Genomic DNA, 19658 nt, shown 5'->3' with positions numbered 1-19658 from the left:
GCTGTCTGGCTGTCCTTATGGACTTGCCAATTGGCGGGTTTCATTTATCGTTTTGGTACATGAAAAGTGGTTGATGGATCTTTGATAAACACCTCATTTCAAGTAATGAAGCCGTTTATTCTCTCAATAAACAGTCTGGTGTTATCTGAACATCAAAATGGTTATATGCGTTGTGCAAAACAACCATCCCCTTAAGGTAAACGTCTAAAAGCGAACGAATTGAATGATCTTTGTCTGCCACAGACACCTCATTTCAATTGCTGATGATTTTCATCATCGCTTGTTTTCCCCTTCGAAGATTATCATGTCCGATTCTAAAAAGAATATACATCACTTTTTTAAAGTTTTAGCTCTGTTCATTTTAGTTGTGTATTTTCCGCTCCAATCAATGAGCTTTCATTTTATTTTATAGTCGGCAATTGGTAAAATAAGAGCAAATCAAGCTTCGGAAGGACGTTGAGGATGTCTTTAGTATCGATTGAACATGTGACTGGCGGTTATACAAGAAACCCTGTTTTAAAAGACATTTCGTTTGAGATCAATGAGAGGGAAATCGTTGGCTTGATCGGCTTAAACGGTGCCGGAAAAAGCACAACGATCAAACATATGATCGGCCTGATGGAGCCGCAACGCGGAACGATCAAGTTAAACGGAAAAACATTCCAAGAGGACAAAGAAGGGTACCGTAAATTGTTTACCTATATACCTGAAACTCCTGTTTTGTACGATGAACTAACGCTTGAGGAGCATTTACGATTGACTGCCATGGCGTATGGACTTGATGAAGACGCCTATGATCGACGAGTATCATCCTTGTTGGCAGAATTTCGGATGGAAAAGCGTTTAAGCTGGTTTCCGGCTCATTTTTCAAAAGGAATGAAACAAAAGGTAATGATTATGTGTGCCTTTCTCGTTCAACCGCCGCTTTACATTATTGATGAACCATTTGTCGGTTTGGATCCGCTTGGAATTCAATCCCTTCTCGATTTATTGAAGAAAATGAAGGAAAGGGGTGCCGGGATTTTGATGTCAACCCATATTCTTGCAACGGCAGAAAAGTATTGTGATCGTTTCATTATTTTACATGAGGGAAAAATAAGGGCAGAGGGGACGATGGCGGAATTAAGGAAGCAGTTTTCAATGCCGGATGCATCTTTGGATGATTTATATATTCAGCTAACAAAGGAAGAAAATTATGTTTGATGAAAAAAAACTTTGGATCAAGAGGGCAGGCCGGCGCACAAAAGATTTGGGAAGGTATTTGCGTTATATTTTTAATGGTCATTTAGTCGTTGTCATGCTTTTTTTGATCGGTGCTGCCGGGTTTTTTTATCAAAATTGGATAAATGGACTGCAGCCAGGCTTTCCGGTTGAATGGATTATGGCGACGGTCACGGCCTTGTTTTTAACCTACAGCCCGGTTTACAATTTCCTATTTGAAGCGGACAAGGTGTTTTTATTGCCGCTTGAAACAAAAATGAAGCCCTATTTTTATCGTTCCGGATTGGTAAGTCTTGTGTTTCAATCCTATGTTCTACTGCTTGTGCTAGCCGTTTTAATGCCGATGTATGCCCATGTCAACCGTCTGGGATTCCGCTTGTTCTTGCCGTTTTTTGCTGTTTTGGTTGTCTTGAAAGCATGGAACTTGGCTGTGGGCTGGCGGATTCAATATGAACTCGACACGGCGGTTTATTCTTGGGATCGGGCAGTTCGTTTTTTGTTAAATGGGATTTTTACCTTTTTGGTATTTAAACAGGCCAATTTTTTCTTCCTTTTGACTTTAGCCGCATTGCTGTTTTTTTATTATTCTGTTTTTAAGTCCCGAACAGAACGAAAAGGATTAAAATGGGATACACTCATCCATGATGAAGAAAAACGAATGAATTCGTTTTATAAGCTGGCCAACTTGTTTACCGATGTGCCGATGTTGAAAGATTCTGTAAAGAGAAGAAAATGGCTGGACTTTCTGCTTGGACGGATTTCCTTTTCACGAAGGCAAACCTATTTGTTTTTGTTTTCAAGAACTTTTTTGCGATCTGGCGATTATCTTGGGCTTTTTCTGCGGCTGACCATCATTGGCGGCCTGGCACTGTACTTTTTCTCTTTCGGCCTCTTGCAAATTGTGTTGGCTATTTTGTTTCTGTATTTAACCGGGTTTCAATTGCTGCCTTTATGGTTGCATCATCAAAATAAGCTGTGGGTGGATTTGTATCCAGTTCCAACGCAATACAAAACAAACGCCTTTTCAACGCTTTTGTCGTTTTTACTTGGGCTACAGACGCTTCTGTTTGCCGTTTTGATTAGTCTAAAAGGGGACTGGCTGCCGGCAGGGATCGAATTGCTAGCGGGGTCGGGCTTTGTCTGGTTTTTCGTTTTTGTTTACAGAAAAGGGAGAATAAGGAAACAGCACTAACTGTATGCTGTTCACGAGCTTTTTAAAATGGGGGTGAAAAAGGTGCAGGATTATGATTTAAAGGTTTATGAAGAGGTTGAAGCGTGGAAGAGAAGAATCACGAAGCGGTCGGGTATTTTTCAGCGATTATCGAAAAGAACACAACAGCAAATCAATGATTGGGTTCCGGACAAGGTTCATGCTGTCTTGACAGAAAGCATGAAAGCAATGGTTAAAGCGACTTTGTTTGGATCGCAAGTCACCACTAAACAAGAGAAGTTCAAGGCTGTAACCCTTGCCGAAAGAGATGAAACAGTACGAAGAAAAATTGCTGTATATCAAAAAACGGCAGCCATTGAGGGAGCGGGAACGGGTGCAGGGGGAATCCTGGCCGGTCTTGCGGATTTCCCGCTGCTGTTGTCCATAAAAATAAAGCTGTTGTTTGAAATTTCTGCTATTTACGGTTTTGACCCAGCTGACTATACCGAAAGATTATTTATTTTGCACGTTTTTCAGCTTGCTTTTTCAAGTGATGAAACCCGACGCCAAACACTTGCGGTGGTGGAAAATTGGAATGAAGAAAAAAACGTGTTGAAGGATATGGACTGGCGCCAATTTCAGCAGGAATACCGTGATTCGATTGATTTTGCCAAACTGCTGCAAATCGTTCCCGGTATCGGTGCAGCTGTTGGGGCAATTGCCAATTATCAACTGCTGAAACAATTAGGTGAAACGGCGATGAATGCTTACCGTATGCGCATTATCACTACCCCGCCGCCAACTATTTTTTAATAGACATTGGAAAGAGGCTGAGTATACTCAGCCTCTTTTTGCAGCTAAATGAAGAAGATTGCTGCAATGGTCGTAACGGTAAGCCCGATAATGACTGGCACTAGATTTCTCCTTGCGAGTTCGAACGGATCAACATTGCAAATTGCAGCTGCCGGGATTAATGCCCATGGAACAAGGGTTCCGCCGCCAACCCAAATCGCTGCAATCTGCCCGAGAGCTGTAAGTGTTGCGGCTCCTTTGCCAATGGAAATTGCAAATAAGTGGGCAATCGAGCCGGCGAGCGAAATGCCTGAGAAACCTGAACCATCAAGTCCGGTAATCGCTCCTACGGCCGTTAATGTCACTGCCCCGACCGCTTTACTTAATGGAACCACATTTGCAAGAGCAACGCCAAGGTCGTTGACAATTCCTTGTGATCCTTTCGGAAGAAAATCACCGATAATTTTGGTGAATCCAGCATCGCCTAGGTAAAAGAAAGCAGCAATTGGAATAACGGGTCCGAACACTTTAAAGCCAAATTGGAACCCTTCGATTAAATAGTGGGTCATTTGTTCTAACCCTTTGTTTTTGTGCCCGGTCATGGTAATCAAGATGAGAATAATGATCGAGGTTCCGCCAATTAACGCTGTAGCGTCACCTCCTTGCAGTTTAAGAAAATACATTGCTGCTACATCAATCAAAAACAAGACGGGAACCAGCAATGCAAAGAAACGTTTTTGCCCTTTCGTCATCGAAACGGAGGAATCTGCCTTCTCAGAAGTTTCTGCATCCGCTGTATAGGAAGTATTTGTAAGTAACCCTTGTTTCATATCTTTTTTTAGGAAATAAAAGGCGACAACGGTGGTAACAATCCCCATGATAAAGACAAGCGGAACGCTGGCACTGATTACACTATGGATTGGAAGTCCGGCCGCATCGGCTGTTAATTTGGGAGCTGCTTGAATGACAAAATCTCCTGACAAGGCAATTCCGTGTCCGAACAGGTTCATGGCCATGGCGACACCTAATGCAGGCAAGCCTGCTCTTAGCGCAACAGGTAAGAGAACGGCGCCTAAAAGGGCAACAGCGGGCGAAGGCCAGAAAAACCAGGAGATGACCATCATCAGAATGCCAATTGTCCAGTAGGCGAGAGAGGGATTGCGAATCAGTTTGGTAAATGGATAAATCATTACATCGTTAATACCTGTAGCTGTTAAGGTTTTACTCATTGCAACAATAATTGAGATCACGAGAATGGTCGAAAGCAGTTCGGTAATCGCATAAATAAAACTATTAAAAATACTGCTAACAGAACTGCTTAGCGATCCGGTAGCGGTAAGGGCGAGTAAAAATATTCCCACGATACAAACGAGTGTGGTGTCCCTTCTCTTCACCATAAAGCCGATGATCAAGACGATAAAGACAATATAAATCCAATGAAGAGCGGTAAGCTCAACAATCATACAGTCTCCTCCTTCCAATATCCAAACGCTTTGGGCTGGGTATTCGCCCTGTTTGGCTGTAATACAGAATATGAAATTGTTTACAAGGCGTGAGGGGACTGCAAGAATTTATTTCACAGGCTCTTGTAGTCTAATTAGCAAAAAAAGAATGGAGCATACACTCCATTCCTGCTTTAGCCTTTTTTTCAACAAGAAAGACTGATTGGCGAAACCAGACAAGTTCATTTCGAGGCCGTTCGTTTATTTGTGAATACAAAAGCTTTTTCCTTCCGTTTGTTTTACTCAACGATGCTGTATGTTTTGACATAAGGCATGCTTGTGAATAGTTTCTCAGCAGGATCGGCGTCACCAATAAGATTGAGGCTCGCCTTATACGATGAGGAGGCCTTCCAGATTTGAAAAGCTTGTTCTGTGTCCCATATGGTTATAACAATATAGGTTTGCGAACTCAACGGCTGTAACACTCTGATTGCTGAAAACCCCGCTTCAGCTTCAATTGATGCCATTTTATTTTTAAACTGATACTCAAAAAGCCGTCGTCCCTCATCGGTAACCGGAACATGGATGAATGCGGCAAATCCCGTTTCTCCAATTGTTCCTTTTGAATCAAGGATCAGGTACTTTCGTGGTTCTTTAAAGACAGGATCGCCATTTGTTTCGTGAAGCAAAAGGGCGTCATCCTCATTCGCCATTTTCACCATCTTTTCCTCAGGATTACTTGCGGCGATCGTTGACAAATACTCCAATGTTCCGGTTGTTACGTAAATCTTGACCATCATTCCATCAACCTTTCCTTAGCAATATCCTTTTATTTTCCCTACCAAAGTATGAAAAATTCTAAACGGAAAAACGACTTTTTTTTGACAGTTATTCTCATTCCCTATACATAAAAGGAGAAAATCGTTATAGTGGAAACATACTACTATCCATACTGTCCAATACCTCGAGCATATTCTTGCCTCTGCCCATGTATACCCCTATCATAGAAGTTTCACTTTATAGAAAGTTATATTAAAATGTTTAAGCAGACATGTCTCGAAAGGTGGATATTTTTACAATGGCAAAAGCGATAAATGAAACATTTTTAAAAGCGGCAAGGGGGGAGAGAACCGACTATGTTCCGGTATGGTATATGCGTCAGGCTGGCCGCTCGCAGCCGGAATACAGAAAGATAAAAGAAAAATATTCTTTATTTGAAATTACCCACCAGCCGGAACTTTGTGCGTATGTTACCCGCCTGCCGGTTGAACAATACAACAATGATGCAGCTATTCTTTATAAGGACATTATGACGCCGCTGCCAGCGATGGGCGTCGATGTGGAAATAAAGGGCGGGGTTGGCCCTGTCATTTCCAATCCGATCCGATCGCTTGCTGATGTTGAAAGACTGGGAGAAATCCATCCGGAAGAGGATGTTCCTTATGTTTTAGATACGATTAAACTTTTAACAGAAGAACAATTGTCGGTTCCCTTGATCGGCTTTTCCGGAGCGCCATTTACCTTGGCAAGCTATTTACTTGAAGGAGGACCGTCAAGAAACTATCTTAAAACCAAATCGTTTATGTATGCAGAACAAAAAGCCTGGTTTGTTTTAATGGATAAATTGGCGGATATGATTATTACATATGCAAATGCGCAAATCAATGCCGGGGCAAAAGCAATTCAAATTTTTGACTCGTGGGTGGGCGCGTTAAATGCCGAAGACTACCGGATTTTTATTAAACCGGCGATGGCGAAAATTTTTGCGGAACTTTCAAAAAGCGGAGCACCATTGATTATGTTCGGTGTCGGTGCAAGCCACTTGGCTCTTGAATGGAATGACCTTCCGCTTAATGTGATCGGGCTCGATTGGCGAATGCCGATTGCACGGGCAAGGGAAGAAGGTATTATGAAAGCGATCCAAGGCAATCTCGATCCGACTGTCCTGATGGCACCATGGCAGGTCATTGAGGAAAAAACCCGGGATATCCTTGACCAAGGAATGGAACGGAATGGCTTTATCTTTAATCTTGGACACGGTGTGTTTCCGCAAGTGGATCCGGCAGTTCTGAAAAAATTAACGGCGTTTGTACATGAATACTCTGCCGAAAAACATCGCGAATAAAAATCTGCTTTTTTCCAAAAAATTTGTTAAAAGTCTAGATGGCAGCAGGGGAACTTTGCTAAAAGTTCCCCTGCCATAGTTGCATACTAAATGGGATAGACAAAGAGGTGCGAAAATGACGAAAAAGCGAATGGGTCTGCTTGTAATGGCGTACGGAACCCCCAATCGGCTAGATGACCTGGAACGGTATTACACCCATATTCGCCGGGGAAGAAAGCCATCGCCTGAAATGATAGAAGAGCTGAGACACCGCTACGAGATGATTGGCGGAATTTCACCTCTTGCCAAACTGGCAGTCCAACAAGCAGAAATGCTTGAAAAACGGTTAAATGCAGTTCAAGATAAAATAGAATTTAAAATGTACTTGGGGCTCAAGCATATTGAGCCATTTATTGAAGATGCGGTTGAAAAAATGCACAAAGATGGGATTACACAAGCTGTAAGTATTGTACTGGCCCCGCATTTTTCAACTTTCAGCGTAAAATCGTATAACCACCGGGCGAAAGAAGCGGCAGAAAAGCTTGGCGCCCTAAAAATAATGTCAGTGGAAAGCTGGTACAGAGAACCGAAATTCATAGAATACTGGGCTAAAGGAATTACAGATCTCTACTCTCGCATGCCACAGGGAGAAAGAAACGAGGCAATGCTCATTGTTTCGGCCCATAGCTTGCCGGAAAAAATTATTGAATTGGGCGACCCTTACCCGGAGCAGCTTCAAGAAACAGCTGATTTGATTGCGGAGAAGACGGGAATTAAGCAGTATGCCGTTGGATGGCAAAGCGCCGGCAACACTCCGGAGCCATGGATTGGCCCGGATGTTCAGGATTTAACAAAATCGCTCTTTAAGGAGCATCCATACAAGGCGTTTGTGTTTGCCCCTGTTGGTTTTGTGTGTGACCATTTGGAAGTTCTTTATGATAATGATATTGAATGTAAAGCGGTAACCGCTGAATTGGGTGCCAGCTATTACCGTCCTGAAATGCCAAACGTAAATCCGGAATTGATTGATGCAATGACCTCTATCATTTTGAAGAAAGTAGCGGAGAGTGGGCAGCATGATGATTGAAAGGGGTGACATTCGTGACGAATGAGATAAAAAAAGTCGCGATTATCGGCGGCGGGATCACAGGGCTTACCACTGCTTTTTATTTGCAAAAGTCGATTCGTGATAAAAAACTTCCCATTGAAATTAAATTAATTGAGGCATCCCATCGACTTGGCGGAAAGCTGCAGACAGTGGTAAGGGACGGTTTTACGATCGAAAGGGGACCGGATTCTTTTTTAGCGCGAAAAACAAGCATGATCCAGCTTGCAAAGGAAGTGGGAATGGACGACAAGCTGGTGCACAATTCAACCGGGAAATCCTATGTTCTAGTGAATGAGCAGCTATACTCGATGCCAGGCGGATCAATTATGGGTATTCCGACGAAAATCGGCCCCTTTCTGACAACAGGACTGTTTTCGGTTCCGGCGAAACTTCGGGCTGCAGTCGATTTTATTTTACCGAGGTCTGAAACCGGAAAAGATCAATCCCTTGGCGACTTTTTCCGCAGAAGATTGGGTGATGAAGTAGTGGAAAATTTAATTGAGCCCTTGCTCTCCGGAATTTATGCCGGTGACATTGATCAATTAAGTTTACTGTCGACATTTCCCCAATTTTATGAGGTGGAACAAAAGTACCGGAGCCTGATTATTGGAATGAAGAAAACGTCTGCCTTAAAACCGAAAAAAGCGGAAACGAGCAGTGCAAAACAACAGGGAGCTTTTCTCACTTTTACAACAGGACTTCAGTCTTTTGCAGAGGCAATTGTGGATCATATTGATCCGGAAGTGATTATTAAAGGCCATCGGGTAAAAAAGATTGTCAAAACCAAACAGCAATACGAGCTTTACTTAAACAATGGGGAGTCGATTTTGGCGGATGCAATTGTAGCTGCAACGCCGCATAAGATCACCCAGACCATGTTTTCTGATTACCGCTTTTTTGATCCATTCAAAGAGGTTCCGTCTACATCTGTCGCGACGGTTGCCCTTGCTTTTCCTAAAGAAGCGGTCAAAAAGGATATTGACGGAACTGGATTTGTTGTTTCACGAAACAGTGATTATACGATTACAGCCTGCACATGGACGCATAAAAAATGGGCTCACTCGACACCAGAAGGGAAGGTCTTGCTCCGCTGCTATGTCGGCAGGGCTGGAGATGAGACGATTGTCGATCTTTCCGATGATCAAATTGTGAAAATAGTTCTTGATGATTTAAGCAAAACGATGGATATTACGATGATTCCGGATTTTGCCGTTGTCTCGCGCTGGAATGATTCAATGCCGCAATATACCGTCGGGCATAAGCAGCGCCTTGACACAATTGAAAAGCATTTAACGGAAGAATTGCCTGGCGTGTTTCTAGCTGGTTCTTCATATGGGGGAGTTGGGATGCCGGATTGTGTCGACCAAGGTATGCTGGCAGTAGAAAAGGTTTTACAGTTTTTCGAGTTATCGGATCACTAAAAAGAAGCTATTCATTTGGAATAGCTTCTTTTTTCTTGCATCTGCGGTGTCTCCTTGATCCGCTTTTTTCGCAGGGCACTGAATCTATTTAGAAAAGCTTTTAATGAAGCGGAAAGCAAGATTCGTGGTAAACTACTAATGCTGGCGGTAAAGTTTTTAGCGATTTCACTATAAAAAGGAGTCATTTTTTATGCTGTTTATTGATAATAAAGGAATGAACGATCCGCGCATCAATCTTGCTATTGAAGAATATGCACTAAAGAATCTTGATAGCAGCCAAACCTACTTACTGTTTTATATAAATGAGCCGTCGATTATTATTGGCAAAAACCAAAATACGATTGAAGAGATCAATCTTGAGTATGTGGAGAAGAATGGAATTCATGTTGTCCGCAGATTATCGGGCGGTGGTGCGGTTTATCATGATCTTGGAAATTTGAATTTTAGTTTTATTACGAAGGATGACGGCGAAAGCTTTCATAATTTCCGCAAATTTACGGAACCCGTTATCAAGGCGCTAAAAAAACTTGGTGTTAATGCAGAATTAAGCGGCCGAAATGATATTGAAGTCGAAGGTAGAAAAATTTCCGGAAATGCCCAATTTTCAACAAGAGGCCGAATGTTCAGCCATGGAACATTGCTGTTTGACTCCGAAATGGATCATGTCGCAGACGCATTAAAAGTAAAGAAGGACAAAATTGAGTCCAAAGGAATCAAATCAATTCGCAGCCGCGTTGCAAATATTTCCGAGTTTCTTGAAGAAAAAATCACTATCGGTCAATTTCGGTTGCTGCTTCTTCAATCAATTTTTGAAGGGAAAAAGGAGATTCCAGAGTATGTTTTAACAAGGGAAGATTGGGAAAAAATCAATCAGCTTTCCAGAGAACGTTATCAGAACTGGGACTGGAACTACGGGAAATCGCCAAAGTTTAATCTCCAGCGTACCCATCGTTTCCCTGCAGGACAAATTGATGTCCGGCTTGAGGTAAACAAAGGGCTGATTGAAAACTGTAAAATTTACGGTGATTTCTTTGGTGTTGGGGATGTAAGTGAAATCGAAACAACATTAATAAATATCCGATACGAAAAAGCTGCAATCGAACAGGCACTTGCAGATGTAAATACAACCTACTATTTTGGCAATGTTTCGAAACAGGAATTGATTGATTTAATTTACTAAGAGGGAACGCGCGGTCAGCTTAAAAACTGACGTGCGTTTTTCTTTTTGGCTAAACAGAATTTATATCTTAAAAAAATCGATGGTTCCCAGCAAAAATGGGAATCAACGAAGGTTTATGATTTCCAAAATCGAACCCATTTAACGTGGAGAAGCTACTGTCGCAAATACGTTTTTTGAAAAAACTTGAATACTAAAATTTCTTTCAATATAATGAATTTAGAATATTTTAAAAATGAATGACTATTCATTCACTAAGGGGAGGGGATTGTATGAATTTATCATCACAGTTTCATGAAATCGCCAAGGCAAATGCCGACAAAACTGCTTATTTTTTTAGGGAAGAAAAAAGCACTTATGCAGAATTGGATGCGGCCATTACAAAGTTTGCCTCTGCTCTCGTAAAGATAGGGGTAAAACAAGGCGACCATATTGCCCTGCTGCTCGGCAACTCGCCGCAATTTGTTATCAGTCTTTACGGGGCATTGCGTGCAGGTGCAGTTGTTATTCCAATAAATCCGATTTACACCGCAGATGAGATTGCTTACATCGTAAACAACGGAGATGTGAAAGTAGTCATTGGTCTTGATGTGATGATTCCATTCGTTGAAAAAATGCATTCGTCCTTGCCGCAGGTTGAACATTTTATCATTTGTGAAACAGCACAGGAAAATAGCTGGATTCAAGATGGGGATAACGTATCTGTAAACGGAAAAATGAAATCGTTTACAAGAATGATTGGAGAAGGTGAGTGTTCTTTTCAAGGACCAAATCTCCAGGATGAAGATGTAGCGCTTATTTTATACACTTCGGGAACAACCGGCAAACCGAAGGGGGCAATGCTAACCCATCGCAATTTATATCGCAATGCCAAAGATGTAGCCGACTACCTCAAAATGAATGAAGATGACCGGGTTATTACGACACTGCCTATGTTCCATGTGTTTTGTCTGACTGTTGCGCTCAATGGGCCGTTAATGAGCGGGGCTGCACTGATCATTGTTCCGAAATTTAGTCCGAAAGAAATTTTTGCCCTTGCCAAAACTTATCAGGCCACCGTGTTTGCTGGAGTTCCGACGATGTATAGTTTCTTGTTTCAATATCCGGACGCCGATCCCCGGGACCTAAACTCCTTGAGGCTGTGCATTTCCGGTGGGGCATCGCTTCCGGTTGCCCTTTTGCATCAATTTGAAAAGAAATTTAATGTTGTCATTTCTGAAGGGTATGGATTATCTGAAGCGTCGCCAGTTACTTGCTTTAATCCGCTTGATCGCCCGCGTAAAGCCGGTTCAATTGGTACATCGATTGTTCATGTTGAAAATAAAGTTGTCAATGAACTTGGCGAAGAAGTAGAAGACGGGGAAGTGGGCGAGCTGATTGTCCGCGGTCCAAACGTTATGAAAGGCTACTACAAAATGCCTGAAGAAACGGCTGCGGCTATTCGTGATGGCTGGCTTTACACAGGAGATCTCGCACGAAAGGATGATGAAGGGTACTTTTATATTGTCGATCGCAAAAAAGATATGATTATCGTAGGCGGTTATAATGTTTATCCACGGGAAGTCGAAGAAGTGCTCTACAATCACCCCGATGTTGTTGAAACGGCTGTCTTCGGTGTGCCTGATCCGGATTTTGGCGAGGCCATTAAAAGTGTTGTTGTCAGCAAAAATCCCGACCTGACAGAAGCTGATTTGCTGGCATATTGCAAACAGCATCTTGCTAAATATAAAGTACCGGCTTCAATTGAATTTATCGATGAACTCCCGAAAAATACAACAGGGAAAATTTTGCGCCGGACATTAAAGGAACAACTCCTCCAATCACACGCTAAATGACCGGAAAAATGAAGGCGGATAACGATTGTCTGCCTCTTTAAAAGGGGATGAAACTGTGGGAAAGATTATGTATGTCTTAAACAACCATATTGCACTTGTGACACTGAACCGGCCGGAATCACTTAATGCCTTTAATTATGAAACTTTAGCGGAATTACAGGAAATTGTTGAAGATCTTCGCGTCAATCAGGATGTGTATGTCGTTATTTTCACTGGAGCCGGGGAAAAGGCCTTCAGCGTTGGCGCCGATTTAAAGGAGCGGAGAACGCTGAGCAGTGATCAGATCAAGCGGAATTTGTACAAGATTAATGATGTTTTTTCCGCAATTGATGCTCTGCTACAGCCAACGATTGCCGCAATCAATGGCTTTGCTTTTGGCGGCGGAATGGAGCTGGCACTTGCTTGTGATTTCCGAATTGCGGCAGAAAGCGCTGCAATGGGGCTTACGGAAACGAGCTTAGCGATAATTCCCGGGGCTGGCGGAACACAGCGGCTGCCGCGCCTGATTGGCCAAGCAAAAGCGCTTGAATTGATTTTAACAGCTAGAAGGTTGTCAGCCCATGAAGCCTTTATTTCCGGCTTGCTGACAAAAGTGGTGAAAAAGGAAAAGCTGCTGGCCGAAACCTTGCAGTTTGCTTCGCAAATGCTCGAAAACGGACCGATCGCACTCAATCAAGCAAAATTTGCTGTTAAAAATGGCATGAATGCCGATTTAAATACCGGTTTGGAAATTGAGCGTAAAGCGTATGAAGTCACGATTCCAACTGAAGACCGCCTTGAGGCGCTTGAAGCGTTTGCTGAAAAAAGAAAACCAGTTTTTAAAGGAAAATGACATGGCCGCAGCCATGTTTTTTCATTTTCTCGATTGCATAAACCTGAAAATTTGCTAAAATTTATTTTTATAAACGAAGCATTTGAATGAGGGGGAGCTTGAGAAGTGGCAGAACTTGCAATTGGAAAGGAAGCTTCAGATTTTAAAAAAGGGTTTCAAGCTGGGATCAGCATTGCGATCGGGTATTTTCCGATTGCCCTAACATTTGGCCTCCTTGCCAAAACAACAGGACTTTCGATTATCGAAACGGTTTTCATGAGCCTCATTGTTTTTGCCGGGGCAGCACAATATATTTCGCTTAGTCTTTTGACTTACGGAACGGGAATTTTTGAAATTATTTTAACTACTTTTATTGTCAATATCCGTCATTTTTTAATGGCAACTTCGCTGAATGAAAAAAGTGATGCAGATTCCGTTTTGATAAAGGCGATATATGCTTTTGGCATTACGGATGAAACTTTTTCCGTCGCGGCAACGAAGGAAGGATCGGTAAGCGCGCGGTATATGTTTGGTGTCATTTCCATTTCGTACTCCAGCTGGGTTGTTTTTTCAGGACTTGGCCACTTGATTGGGGCAAGTCTTCCACAAACACTGCAGGAAAGCATGGGGGTCGCCCTTTATGCGATGTTTATCGGGCTAGTTGTACCGTCGATGAAAAAGAGCGTAAAAGTCGTTTGTTTGGCCGCGCTTTCGGCACTGTTTAATTCGCTTTTTACGTTTGGCCATCTCCTTGCCCAAGGCTGGTCGATCGTTGCTTCGACTCTTTTGTCGGCTGTGTTGATTGAAATCGTTGAAACGACGAAAAAACGGATAAGGGGGGCGGAAAAATGAAAACAGAAATTCTTTTGATGGTTATCGGAATGGGCGTGGTTACCTATTTGCCGAGAATGCTGCCGTTTGTTTTATTTAAAGGAAAAGAACTGCCGCCATTTGTTCAAGGGATTTTAAAAAATGTCCCGTATGCTACGCTTGGCGCCTTAATTTTTCCAGGCATTCTTTTACTTCAAAAAGATATTTGGTATGGGCTGGTTGGCGCTGCTGCTGCCTTTGCTGCTGCCTTTCTCGGCGCCAATGTGATTGTCGTTGTCCTTGGGACGATTGCAGTTCTTTCCGCCTATTCTTTTCTTTTGTAAAGCCGGTTTTTGCGATCCCGGTTTTTTTTTGTTCTAAATCCTCGCTTTTTATCTAAACTAAAAACAGAGAGGTTGTACGAAAAGGGGGACAATTGATGGCGCGAAAGATGGGATTTTACGCGGTTTTGGCATTTGTGATCTATGGGTTGTTTTTTTATTGGTATTTGTTTTCCTTTGCGGATACGAAACTGCCATTTGAATATCAAGGAACAAAAGCCGATCCTGCAACGTTTTTAAATGGCAGGGAATTGATGCTGACGGAGGAGTATTCCAAAATTCGCAACCTGTTGTTTTTCTTATCAACTCCGTTTGAATGGCTTTTTTACTTTCTGATTTTGTTGTTCGGTTTATCAAAAGCATTTAAGCGTTGGGCGGAAACATCTTCCAAGCGCCGGTTCATGCAAACGGCAATTTATCTCATCTGGCTTTCGGTTTTTTCTTATGTGGCCACTTTTCCGCTAAGCTATATCAGTTATTCACTTTCAAAAATGTACAATATTTCGACGCAGAGTTTTGCTTCATGGATGAAAGATGAACTGATTGATTTTTGGATTAATTATGGAACGCTGCTGATCATTGCACCTGTCTTGTATTGGCTGATGAAAAAAAGCAGCAAGCGCTGGTGGCTGCACGCGTGGCTTTTGTCCATTCCGTTTACTTTGTTTATGACGTTTATCCAGCCAGTTGTAATTGACCCGCTATACAATGATTTTTATCCATTAAAAAACAAGGAACTGGAAACGAAAATTTTGGCGATGGCCGATAAAGCTCATATTCCTGCCAAACATGTTTTTGAAGTGAATATGGCCGAAAAAACAAATGCGATGAATGCGTACGTCACAGGGATTGGGTCCAACGCGAGGATCGTTCTCTGGGATACGACATTAAACCGCCTGAATGACCAGCAGATTTTGTTCATTATGGCCCATGAGATGGATCATTATATAGAAGGGCATATTTATTACGGAATTGGTGCGTACTTACTTCTGTCGTTGATTGGCCTGTATTTGACGTACCGAATGATGCACTGGACCGTTAGAAAATGGGGAAAAGAGCTGAAAATCCCTGCTGTCAGCGATATCCGATCACTGCCGCTGTTTTTTATGATTATTTCGATGCTGCTGTTTACTGTCAGCCCATTGACAAATTGGATGTCTCGTTATGAGGAAAAGAGAGCTGATCATTATGCGATCAATATGACGAAAAATCCGAATGCGGCGATAACCTCTTTTCAAGAGTTGACCCGCTCTGGATTAAGCCAAGTCAACCCGCCGCTCTTAGTGAAAATTTTCCGCTATGACCATCCAACCATGCTTGAGCGCATCACCATGCTTGAAGAGTACGAAACCAACCAGCGCGCTCGATAAACTAAACGAAGAAGGGACGATAGGATCGCCCCGTTTTGAAGAAAAAACCGCCAGCTGCTGGCGGTTTACGTTCCAAAGCGTTTTGTGAGTTCTCTAAACTTTTGCGATAATTCGAGGAATGTTTGGCGATCACGCCGATCGATGGCGGCGTCAATTTTTTTTGTCAATTTTTCTTTTTCGATCTTTAGTTGGATTTCTGTTAAAAGCATTTCAATGTATAAGTTCTGCATAAAACGTTCTTTATCCTGACTCCGGTTCATTGCGCTCAGTTTCATTAATTCCGTGTATGATTTTTCTTTCACGAAAATCACCTCTGGTGCTTTTTACTATTATATGGAGTTTTACAAATAAAATCAACCATTTTTTAAATTTTCTGAAAAAATATTATATTCAACAATTTTGTGACCAATTTCGCAACAAATCCCTATAAATGAAAAATATTGGAATGAACATGGTATGATGGACATGTTTAATATGGGTAAAAGGAGTGAAATCATGTTGAAACAAAAGCAAATTGAAGAGTATGAAGTTAATCCATATACAATGTTTATCAAGCCAACTGTATATGGAAGTAAAGTTTATTCGCAAATATACGAATTGGAAGATGAATTTTTGTCTCCATTCAAGCCGATCGAGATTATTAAAAAAAGCTGCGAATATTTTTCAAGCAGTTTTGAAGGCCGGAAAAATGGAACAAAACAGCTAATCGGCATCACCCATAAAGTTCCGATTGCAATTGATCCAAGCAATTATATTTATTTTTTCCCAACCACCTCACCAAATCGATCTGAATGCATTTGGGTTTCCCATGAGCATGTTCTAAACTATGCCAGGTTTGCACCAGATCAAACACAGGTCACTTTTCAAAATAAGCAATCGTTTATTTTTCCCATTTCGTACAGTTCATTTGAAAATCAATTATTGCGGACGGCCTTGCTGCGAACGAAGTTGATGCAAAGAATTGGCCAGACGGAAAGAAAGTCTTTTTATTTGTTGAACAGACCTAAATTAATCCAGAGCTTTACAGAAACCAGTCCTGAATATCTCCATGATCCTTTTCAAAAAGAATAACATTTGCTGCTAGAATGATTTAGTTATGGGACTGATGCTTTTTGGAGAAATAATATGCCATTAATTCTTGAACTTTGTTGCGAATTCTTGGATTGAAATAGTTGTGGTTTTCTTCGTATCCTTTATAGATAAACAGATACATCGTAAAAGCATCGTCCCGGTTTGTTTGTATGACTTTCAGCTGATTTTGTTTCATATACCGTTTAACCTCGGCTAATTCCTGTTGCACATCCTTCATCGTCTCCTCAATGAAATCAAGATAAGGCTTTTTCAGTTTAAACGGACTTTGACCGATAACAGCCAAATCCCGATTTAAAACAATCAACACCATTGGCAGATAGATGGCCTTTTCCATCATATCGCGATCCTTTTCAGGGATTCTCGTCATCAGCTTCACAAGCTCCTTTCATTAAGTCAAGGAACGTATGTTCGATATTATTATACAAAAAAAGAAAAGGAAACGCAAGCGGTCGGCTAATGTTCTCCGTTTCTGTTTGATTGAAATGAAGACGATATAACAGGAAGGTTGGCTAAAACTGCATTTTTCAAAAGTGCAGGTTTTTTTGTTGCCAAATCCGGCTTGTTTGTGAGAAAGTTTTTTATAGAAGAGGAAATTAGGGGGAAATTACTTCTAAGAATAATGCAGACAATACTATTTGAATGGATGGAAAAACATGAGATATGAAAACAAGCAGAAGAAAAAACGGAAAAAATGGAAAGGCATTGTCCTTGTACTCTTCCTGCTGATTTTTGCAACGTTAGGCTATGCTTATTATCAATTTAAACAGGGAGAAAAACAGTCATTACAGAAACTAGAAAAGAAAAATCAGGTTGTTTACAGTTTTGAAGGGAAAAAGGATGCATACGGAAACACGAATATTTTGTTATTGGGAAGCGATGCAAGAGGGAACGAAAAATCACGATCGGATACAATCATGATTGCTTCGTATAATGAAAACAAACGGACTTTTAAGCTCGCATCGATTATGAGGGATACTTATGTGCAGATCCCGGGCTATGGAAAACATAAAATAAACGCTGCTTTTGCTTATGGCGGGCCGGAATTGCTGCGGCAAACCATCAAAGAGAATTTCGGGGTGGATTTACAATATTATGCGATTGTTGACTTCCAAGGTTTCGTACAAGTCATTGATGAAGCCTTTCCAAATGGTGTTGAGGTAAATGTGGAAAAAGAAATGTCGGCCTACATTGATGTAAAGCTTGAGCCGGGATTGCAGAGGCTCAATGGCCAGCATCTGCTTGGCTATGTTCGCTTCCGCCACGATGCGATCGGTGATTTTGGCCGGGTGCAGCGACAGCAGAAAGTGATCAAGCTCCTAGGTGAACAATTATCCACATTTGAAACCATTCCGAAACTTCCAAAGTTGGTTGGGGTTGTTTCACCCTATATCAATACGAATATGGATACGACGGACATTTTATTTATGGCCAAAGATTACTTGACCAAAAAACAGGGAAAGGTAGCAACGATTCGAATTCCGGTGGAAAATAGTTTTACGGAACCGCGAATCAGCGGTGAAGGCGATGTCTTGGCAATTGATTTGGAAAAGAATAAGCAGGCACTTGATCAATTTTTGTCCAATTAAAGAAACCAGGTCGGTTGGCAAGTCCTTTAGACAGTTCATGAGGTGTGGTTGGATTTTAAAAAAGGAGGCAGAGGTTCATGGATTTTGCGGCGTTTCAATCGTGGTTCACGCTTGAAAATATCATGGAATTAATTCGCCAATATCGTTCATTTGGGCCTCTGCCGGGTATTTTGCTGCCAATGCTCGAAGCATTCCTGCCATTTCTTCCTTTGTTCTTATTTGTCTTGGCCAATGCAAACGCCTTTGGTCTATGGCTCGGTTTTCTTTTTTCATGGATTGGCGCAATTACCGGGGCATTTCTCGTGTTTTTGCTTGTAAGGAAGTTTGGTCAAAGAAGAGTTCTCGTGTTTTTGTCGCGGCATCCGCAAGTACAAAAGTTGATGAACTGGGTTGAACGCCATGGATTTGGACCGCTTTTTCTGTTGATGTGCTTCCCATTTACACCGTCTGCTATCATTAATATTGTTGCGGGACTTTCAAAAATCAGTGTTGCTCAATATATGCTAGCGCTGACGATCGGCAAAATGGTGATGATTTTTACCATAAGTTTTGTTGGCTATGATCTTCATTCTTTGGTGACCAAACCGCTTCGCTCGATCATTGTTGCGGTGATTGTTTTTATTCTATGGTATGCGGGCAAGAGAATTGAAATAAGGATGAATAAAAGTATGGAAAAAGCCCATAATGGGGAAGTAGAATGACGCAGAGGGTGAAATTGGAGGAGTGAGGATGAGAACAGAATGGAAAAAAGAAGGAATGGAATGGGTAAAGGCATTTGCGATTGGAATCATTATTTTTGTCTTTATTCGAACCTTTTTCTTTTCAAACTATGTAGTGGAAGGCGAATCTATGATGCCGACACTGCAAAGCGGAAACAAGCTCGTTGTCAACAAACTTGGCTATAACGCAAATGATTTGCAGCGTTTTGATGTCATTGTTTTCCATGCCAATAAAAAAGAGGATTTTGTGAAAAGAGTGATCGGATTGCCGGGTGATAAGATTGTATACCAGGATGATCAATTGTATGTAAATGGTCGCAAGATTACAGAGCCTTTTTTGGATGTTTACCGTAAAAAAGCGGATGGAAAACTGACAGGTGATTTTACATTAAAAGAAATTACTGGTGTCTCAACCGTTCCAAAAGGGAAATTGTTCGTCCTTGGCGACAATCGGCTTGAAAGCTGGGACAGCCGTCATTTTGGCTTTATTTCAACGAGTCAGGTAGTCGGAAAAGTCGATCTTCGCTACTGGCCATTAAGTGAAGTGGATACTCGTTTTTAAACGTTAAGAGTGTGGGAAAACCACACTCTTTTTTTCCTGAAAAAACCAAAGGTTATTCCAAACGTTTGTACCCCTTTTGTGGTAGAATGGAAATCAAGGAGTTAGAATAGAAGTGGG

20 protein-coding genes are annotated in these 19658 nt (G+C 41.7%); 16 read left to right on the top strand and 4 right to left on the bottom strand.

Annotated features, from left to right (window positions below; genetic code table 11):
* The first annotated feature begins 462 nt into the window (after positions 1-462).
* Genes ACQYAD_RS07560 through ACQYAD_RS07550 form a run of 3 tightly spaced genes read left to right on the top strand, consistent with a single transcriptional unit; the run spans position 463 to position 3184 of the window.
* Positions 463-1203, top strand: a complete 741-nt coding sequence (locus tag ACQYAD_RS07560; protein ID WP_430236829.1) for an ABC transporter ATP-binding protein — start codon at positions 463-465, stop codon at positions 1201-1203.
* Positions 1196-2413, top strand: coding sequence for an ABC transporter permease (locus ACQYAD_RS07555; protein WP_430236827.1), 1218 nt, complete (start codon positions 1196-1198; stop codon positions 2411-2413). Before ACQYAD_RS07560 ends, ACQYAD_RS07555 begins: the two co-directional genes overlap by 8 nt.
* 42 nt (positions 2414-2455) lie before the next feature.
* Positions 2456-3184, top strand: coding sequence for an EcsC family protein (locus ACQYAD_RS07550; protein WP_430236825.1), 729 nt, complete (start codon positions 2456-2458; stop codon positions 3182-3184).
* A 44-nt stretch (positions 3185-3228) separates the two neighbouring features.
* Here the strand turns inward: ACQYAD_RS07550 and ACQYAD_RS07545 are convergent, their stop codons facing one another.
* Together ACQYAD_RS07545 and ACQYAD_RS07540 are read right to left on the bottom strand one after the other, a co-directional pair.
* Positions 3229-4626 (bottom strand): hypothetical protein, encoded by a 1398-nt coding sequence (locus ACQYAD_RS07545; RefSeq protein WP_430236823.1) that lies wholly within the window; start codon positions 4624-4626, stop codon positions 3229-3231.
* A gap of 278 nt (positions 4627-4904) precedes the next feature.
* The gene (locus ACQYAD_RS07540) at positions 4905-5402 is read right to left on the bottom strand and encodes an antibiotic biosynthesis monooxygenase family protein (RefSeq protein ID WP_430236821.1); all 498 of its coding nucleotides are present in this window, start codon (positions 5400-5402) and stop codon (positions 4905-4907) included.
* 281 nt (positions 5403-5683) lie between these two features.
* On the opposite strand from ACQYAD_RS07540, the gene hemE reads away from it, so the two are divergent.
* From hemE to ACQYAD_RS07495, 9 genes are all read left to right on the top strand, one after another.
* On the top strand, positions 5684-6730 hold the full coding sequence (gene hemE, locus ACQYAD_RS07535; RefSeq protein ID WP_430236819.1) for a uroporphyrinogen decarboxylase: 1047 nt from the start codon (positions 5684-5686) through the stop codon (positions 6728-6730).
* A gap of 115 nt (positions 6731-6845) precedes the next feature.
* Complete coding sequence (gene hemH / locus ACQYAD_RS07530) at positions 6846-7796, top strand: ferrochelatase (protein WP_430236817.1); 951 nt, start codon at positions 6846-6848, stop codon at positions 7794-7796.
* A gap of 14 nt (positions 7797-7810) precedes the next feature.
* Complete coding sequence (gene hemY, locus ACQYAD_RS07525) at positions 7811-9238, top strand: protoporphyrinogen oxidase (RefSeq protein ID WP_430236815.1); 1428 nt, start codon at positions 7811-7813, stop codon at positions 9236-9238.
* Between the two features lie 190 nt (positions 9239-9428).
* Entirely contained in the window at positions 9429-10418 is a 990-nt protein-coding gene (locus ACQYAD_RS07520) for a lipoate--protein ligase (RefSeq protein ID WP_430236812.1), read from the top strand.
* Between the two features lie 269 nt (positions 10419-10687).
* Positions 10688-12250 (top strand): fatty acid--CoA ligase family protein, encoded by a 1563-nt coding sequence (locus ACQYAD_RS07515; RefSeq protein WP_430236810.1) that lies wholly within the window; start codon positions 10688-10690, stop codon positions 12248-12250.
* 55 nt (positions 12251-12305) lie between these two features.
* The gene (locus tag ACQYAD_RS07510) at positions 12306-13082 is read left to right on the top strand and encodes an enoyl-CoA hydratase-related protein (RefSeq protein ID WP_430236809.1); all 777 of its coding nucleotides are present in this window, start codon (positions 12306-12308) and stop codon (positions 13080-13082) included.
* A 105-nt stretch (positions 13083-13187) separates the two neighbouring features.
* A complete protein-coding gene (locus ACQYAD_RS07505) occupies positions 13188-13913 on the top strand; it encodes an AzlC family ABC transporter permease (protein WP_430236807.1) in 726 nt (241 codons plus the stop codon).
* Positions 13910-14215: an AzlD domain-containing protein gene (locus ACQYAD_RS07500; protein ID WP_430236806.1), complete on the top strand. Its 306-nt coding sequence runs from the start codon at positions 13910-13912 to the stop codon at positions 14213-14215. Before ACQYAD_RS07505 ends, ACQYAD_RS07500 begins: the two co-directional genes overlap by 4 nt.
* 95 nt (positions 14216-14310) lie before the next feature.
* The gene (locus ACQYAD_RS07495) at positions 14311-15582 is read left to right on the top strand and encodes a M48 family metallopeptidase (RefSeq protein WP_430236804.1); all 1272 of its coding nucleotides are present in this window, start codon (positions 14311-14313) and stop codon (positions 15580-15582) included.
* Positions 15583-15647: 65 nt separating this feature from the next.
* On the opposite strand, the gene ACQYAD_RS07490 is transcribed toward ACQYAD_RS07495, so the two are convergent.
* Positions 15648-15884, bottom strand: coding sequence for an IDEAL domain-containing protein (locus ACQYAD_RS07490; protein ID WP_430236801.1), 237 nt, complete (start codon positions 15882-15884; stop codon positions 15648-15650).
* Positions 15885-16077: 193 nt separating this feature from the next.
* On the opposite strand from ACQYAD_RS07490, the gene ACQYAD_RS07485 reads away from it, so the two are divergent.
* On the top strand, positions 16078-16653 hold the full coding sequence (locus ACQYAD_RS07485) for a competence protein ComK (protein WP_430236800.1): 576 nt from the start codon (positions 16078-16080) through the stop codon (positions 16651-16653).
* A 19-nt stretch (positions 16654-16672) separates the two neighbouring features.
* Here ACQYAD_RS07485 and ACQYAD_RS07480 read toward each other — a convergent pair whose 3' ends face one another.
* Complete coding sequence (locus ACQYAD_RS07480; protein WP_430236798.1) at positions 16673-17041, bottom strand: hypothetical protein; 369 nt, start codon at positions 17039-17041, stop codon at positions 16673-16675.
* 286 nt (positions 17042-17327) lie between these two features.
* Between ACQYAD_RS07480 and ACQYAD_RS07475 the strand changes: the two genes are divergently transcribed.
* The 3 genes from ACQYAD_RS07475 (at position 17328) to lepB (ending at position 19541) form a co-directional block, all read left to right on the top strand.
* A complete protein-coding gene (locus tag ACQYAD_RS07475) occupies positions 17328-18260 on the top strand; it encodes an LCP family protein (protein WP_430236795.1) in 933 nt (310 codons plus the stop codon).
* 77 nt (positions 18261-18337) lie between these two features.
* A complete protein-coding gene (locus ACQYAD_RS07470; protein ID WP_430236792.1) occupies positions 18338-18961 on the top strand; it encodes a TVP38/TMEM64 family protein in 624 nt (207 codons plus the stop codon).
* A gap of 28 nt (positions 18962-18989) precedes the next feature.
* A complete protein-coding gene (gene lepB / locus ACQYAD_RS07465) occupies positions 18990-19541 on the top strand; it encodes a signal peptidase I (protein ID WP_430236790.1) in 552 nt (183 codons plus the stop codon).
* The last annotated feature ends 117 nt before the right edge of the window (positions 19542-19658 follow it).

Origin of the sequence: Neobacillus sp. SM06 (assembly GCF_050496765.1) — a bacterium.
GTDB lineage: Bacteria > Bacillota > Bacilli > Bacillales > Cytobacillaceae > JAEVLT01.
The sequence above is the reverse complement of the archived record's forward strand: the minus strand, read 5'-3'. Positions and strand labels throughout refer to the sequence as shown.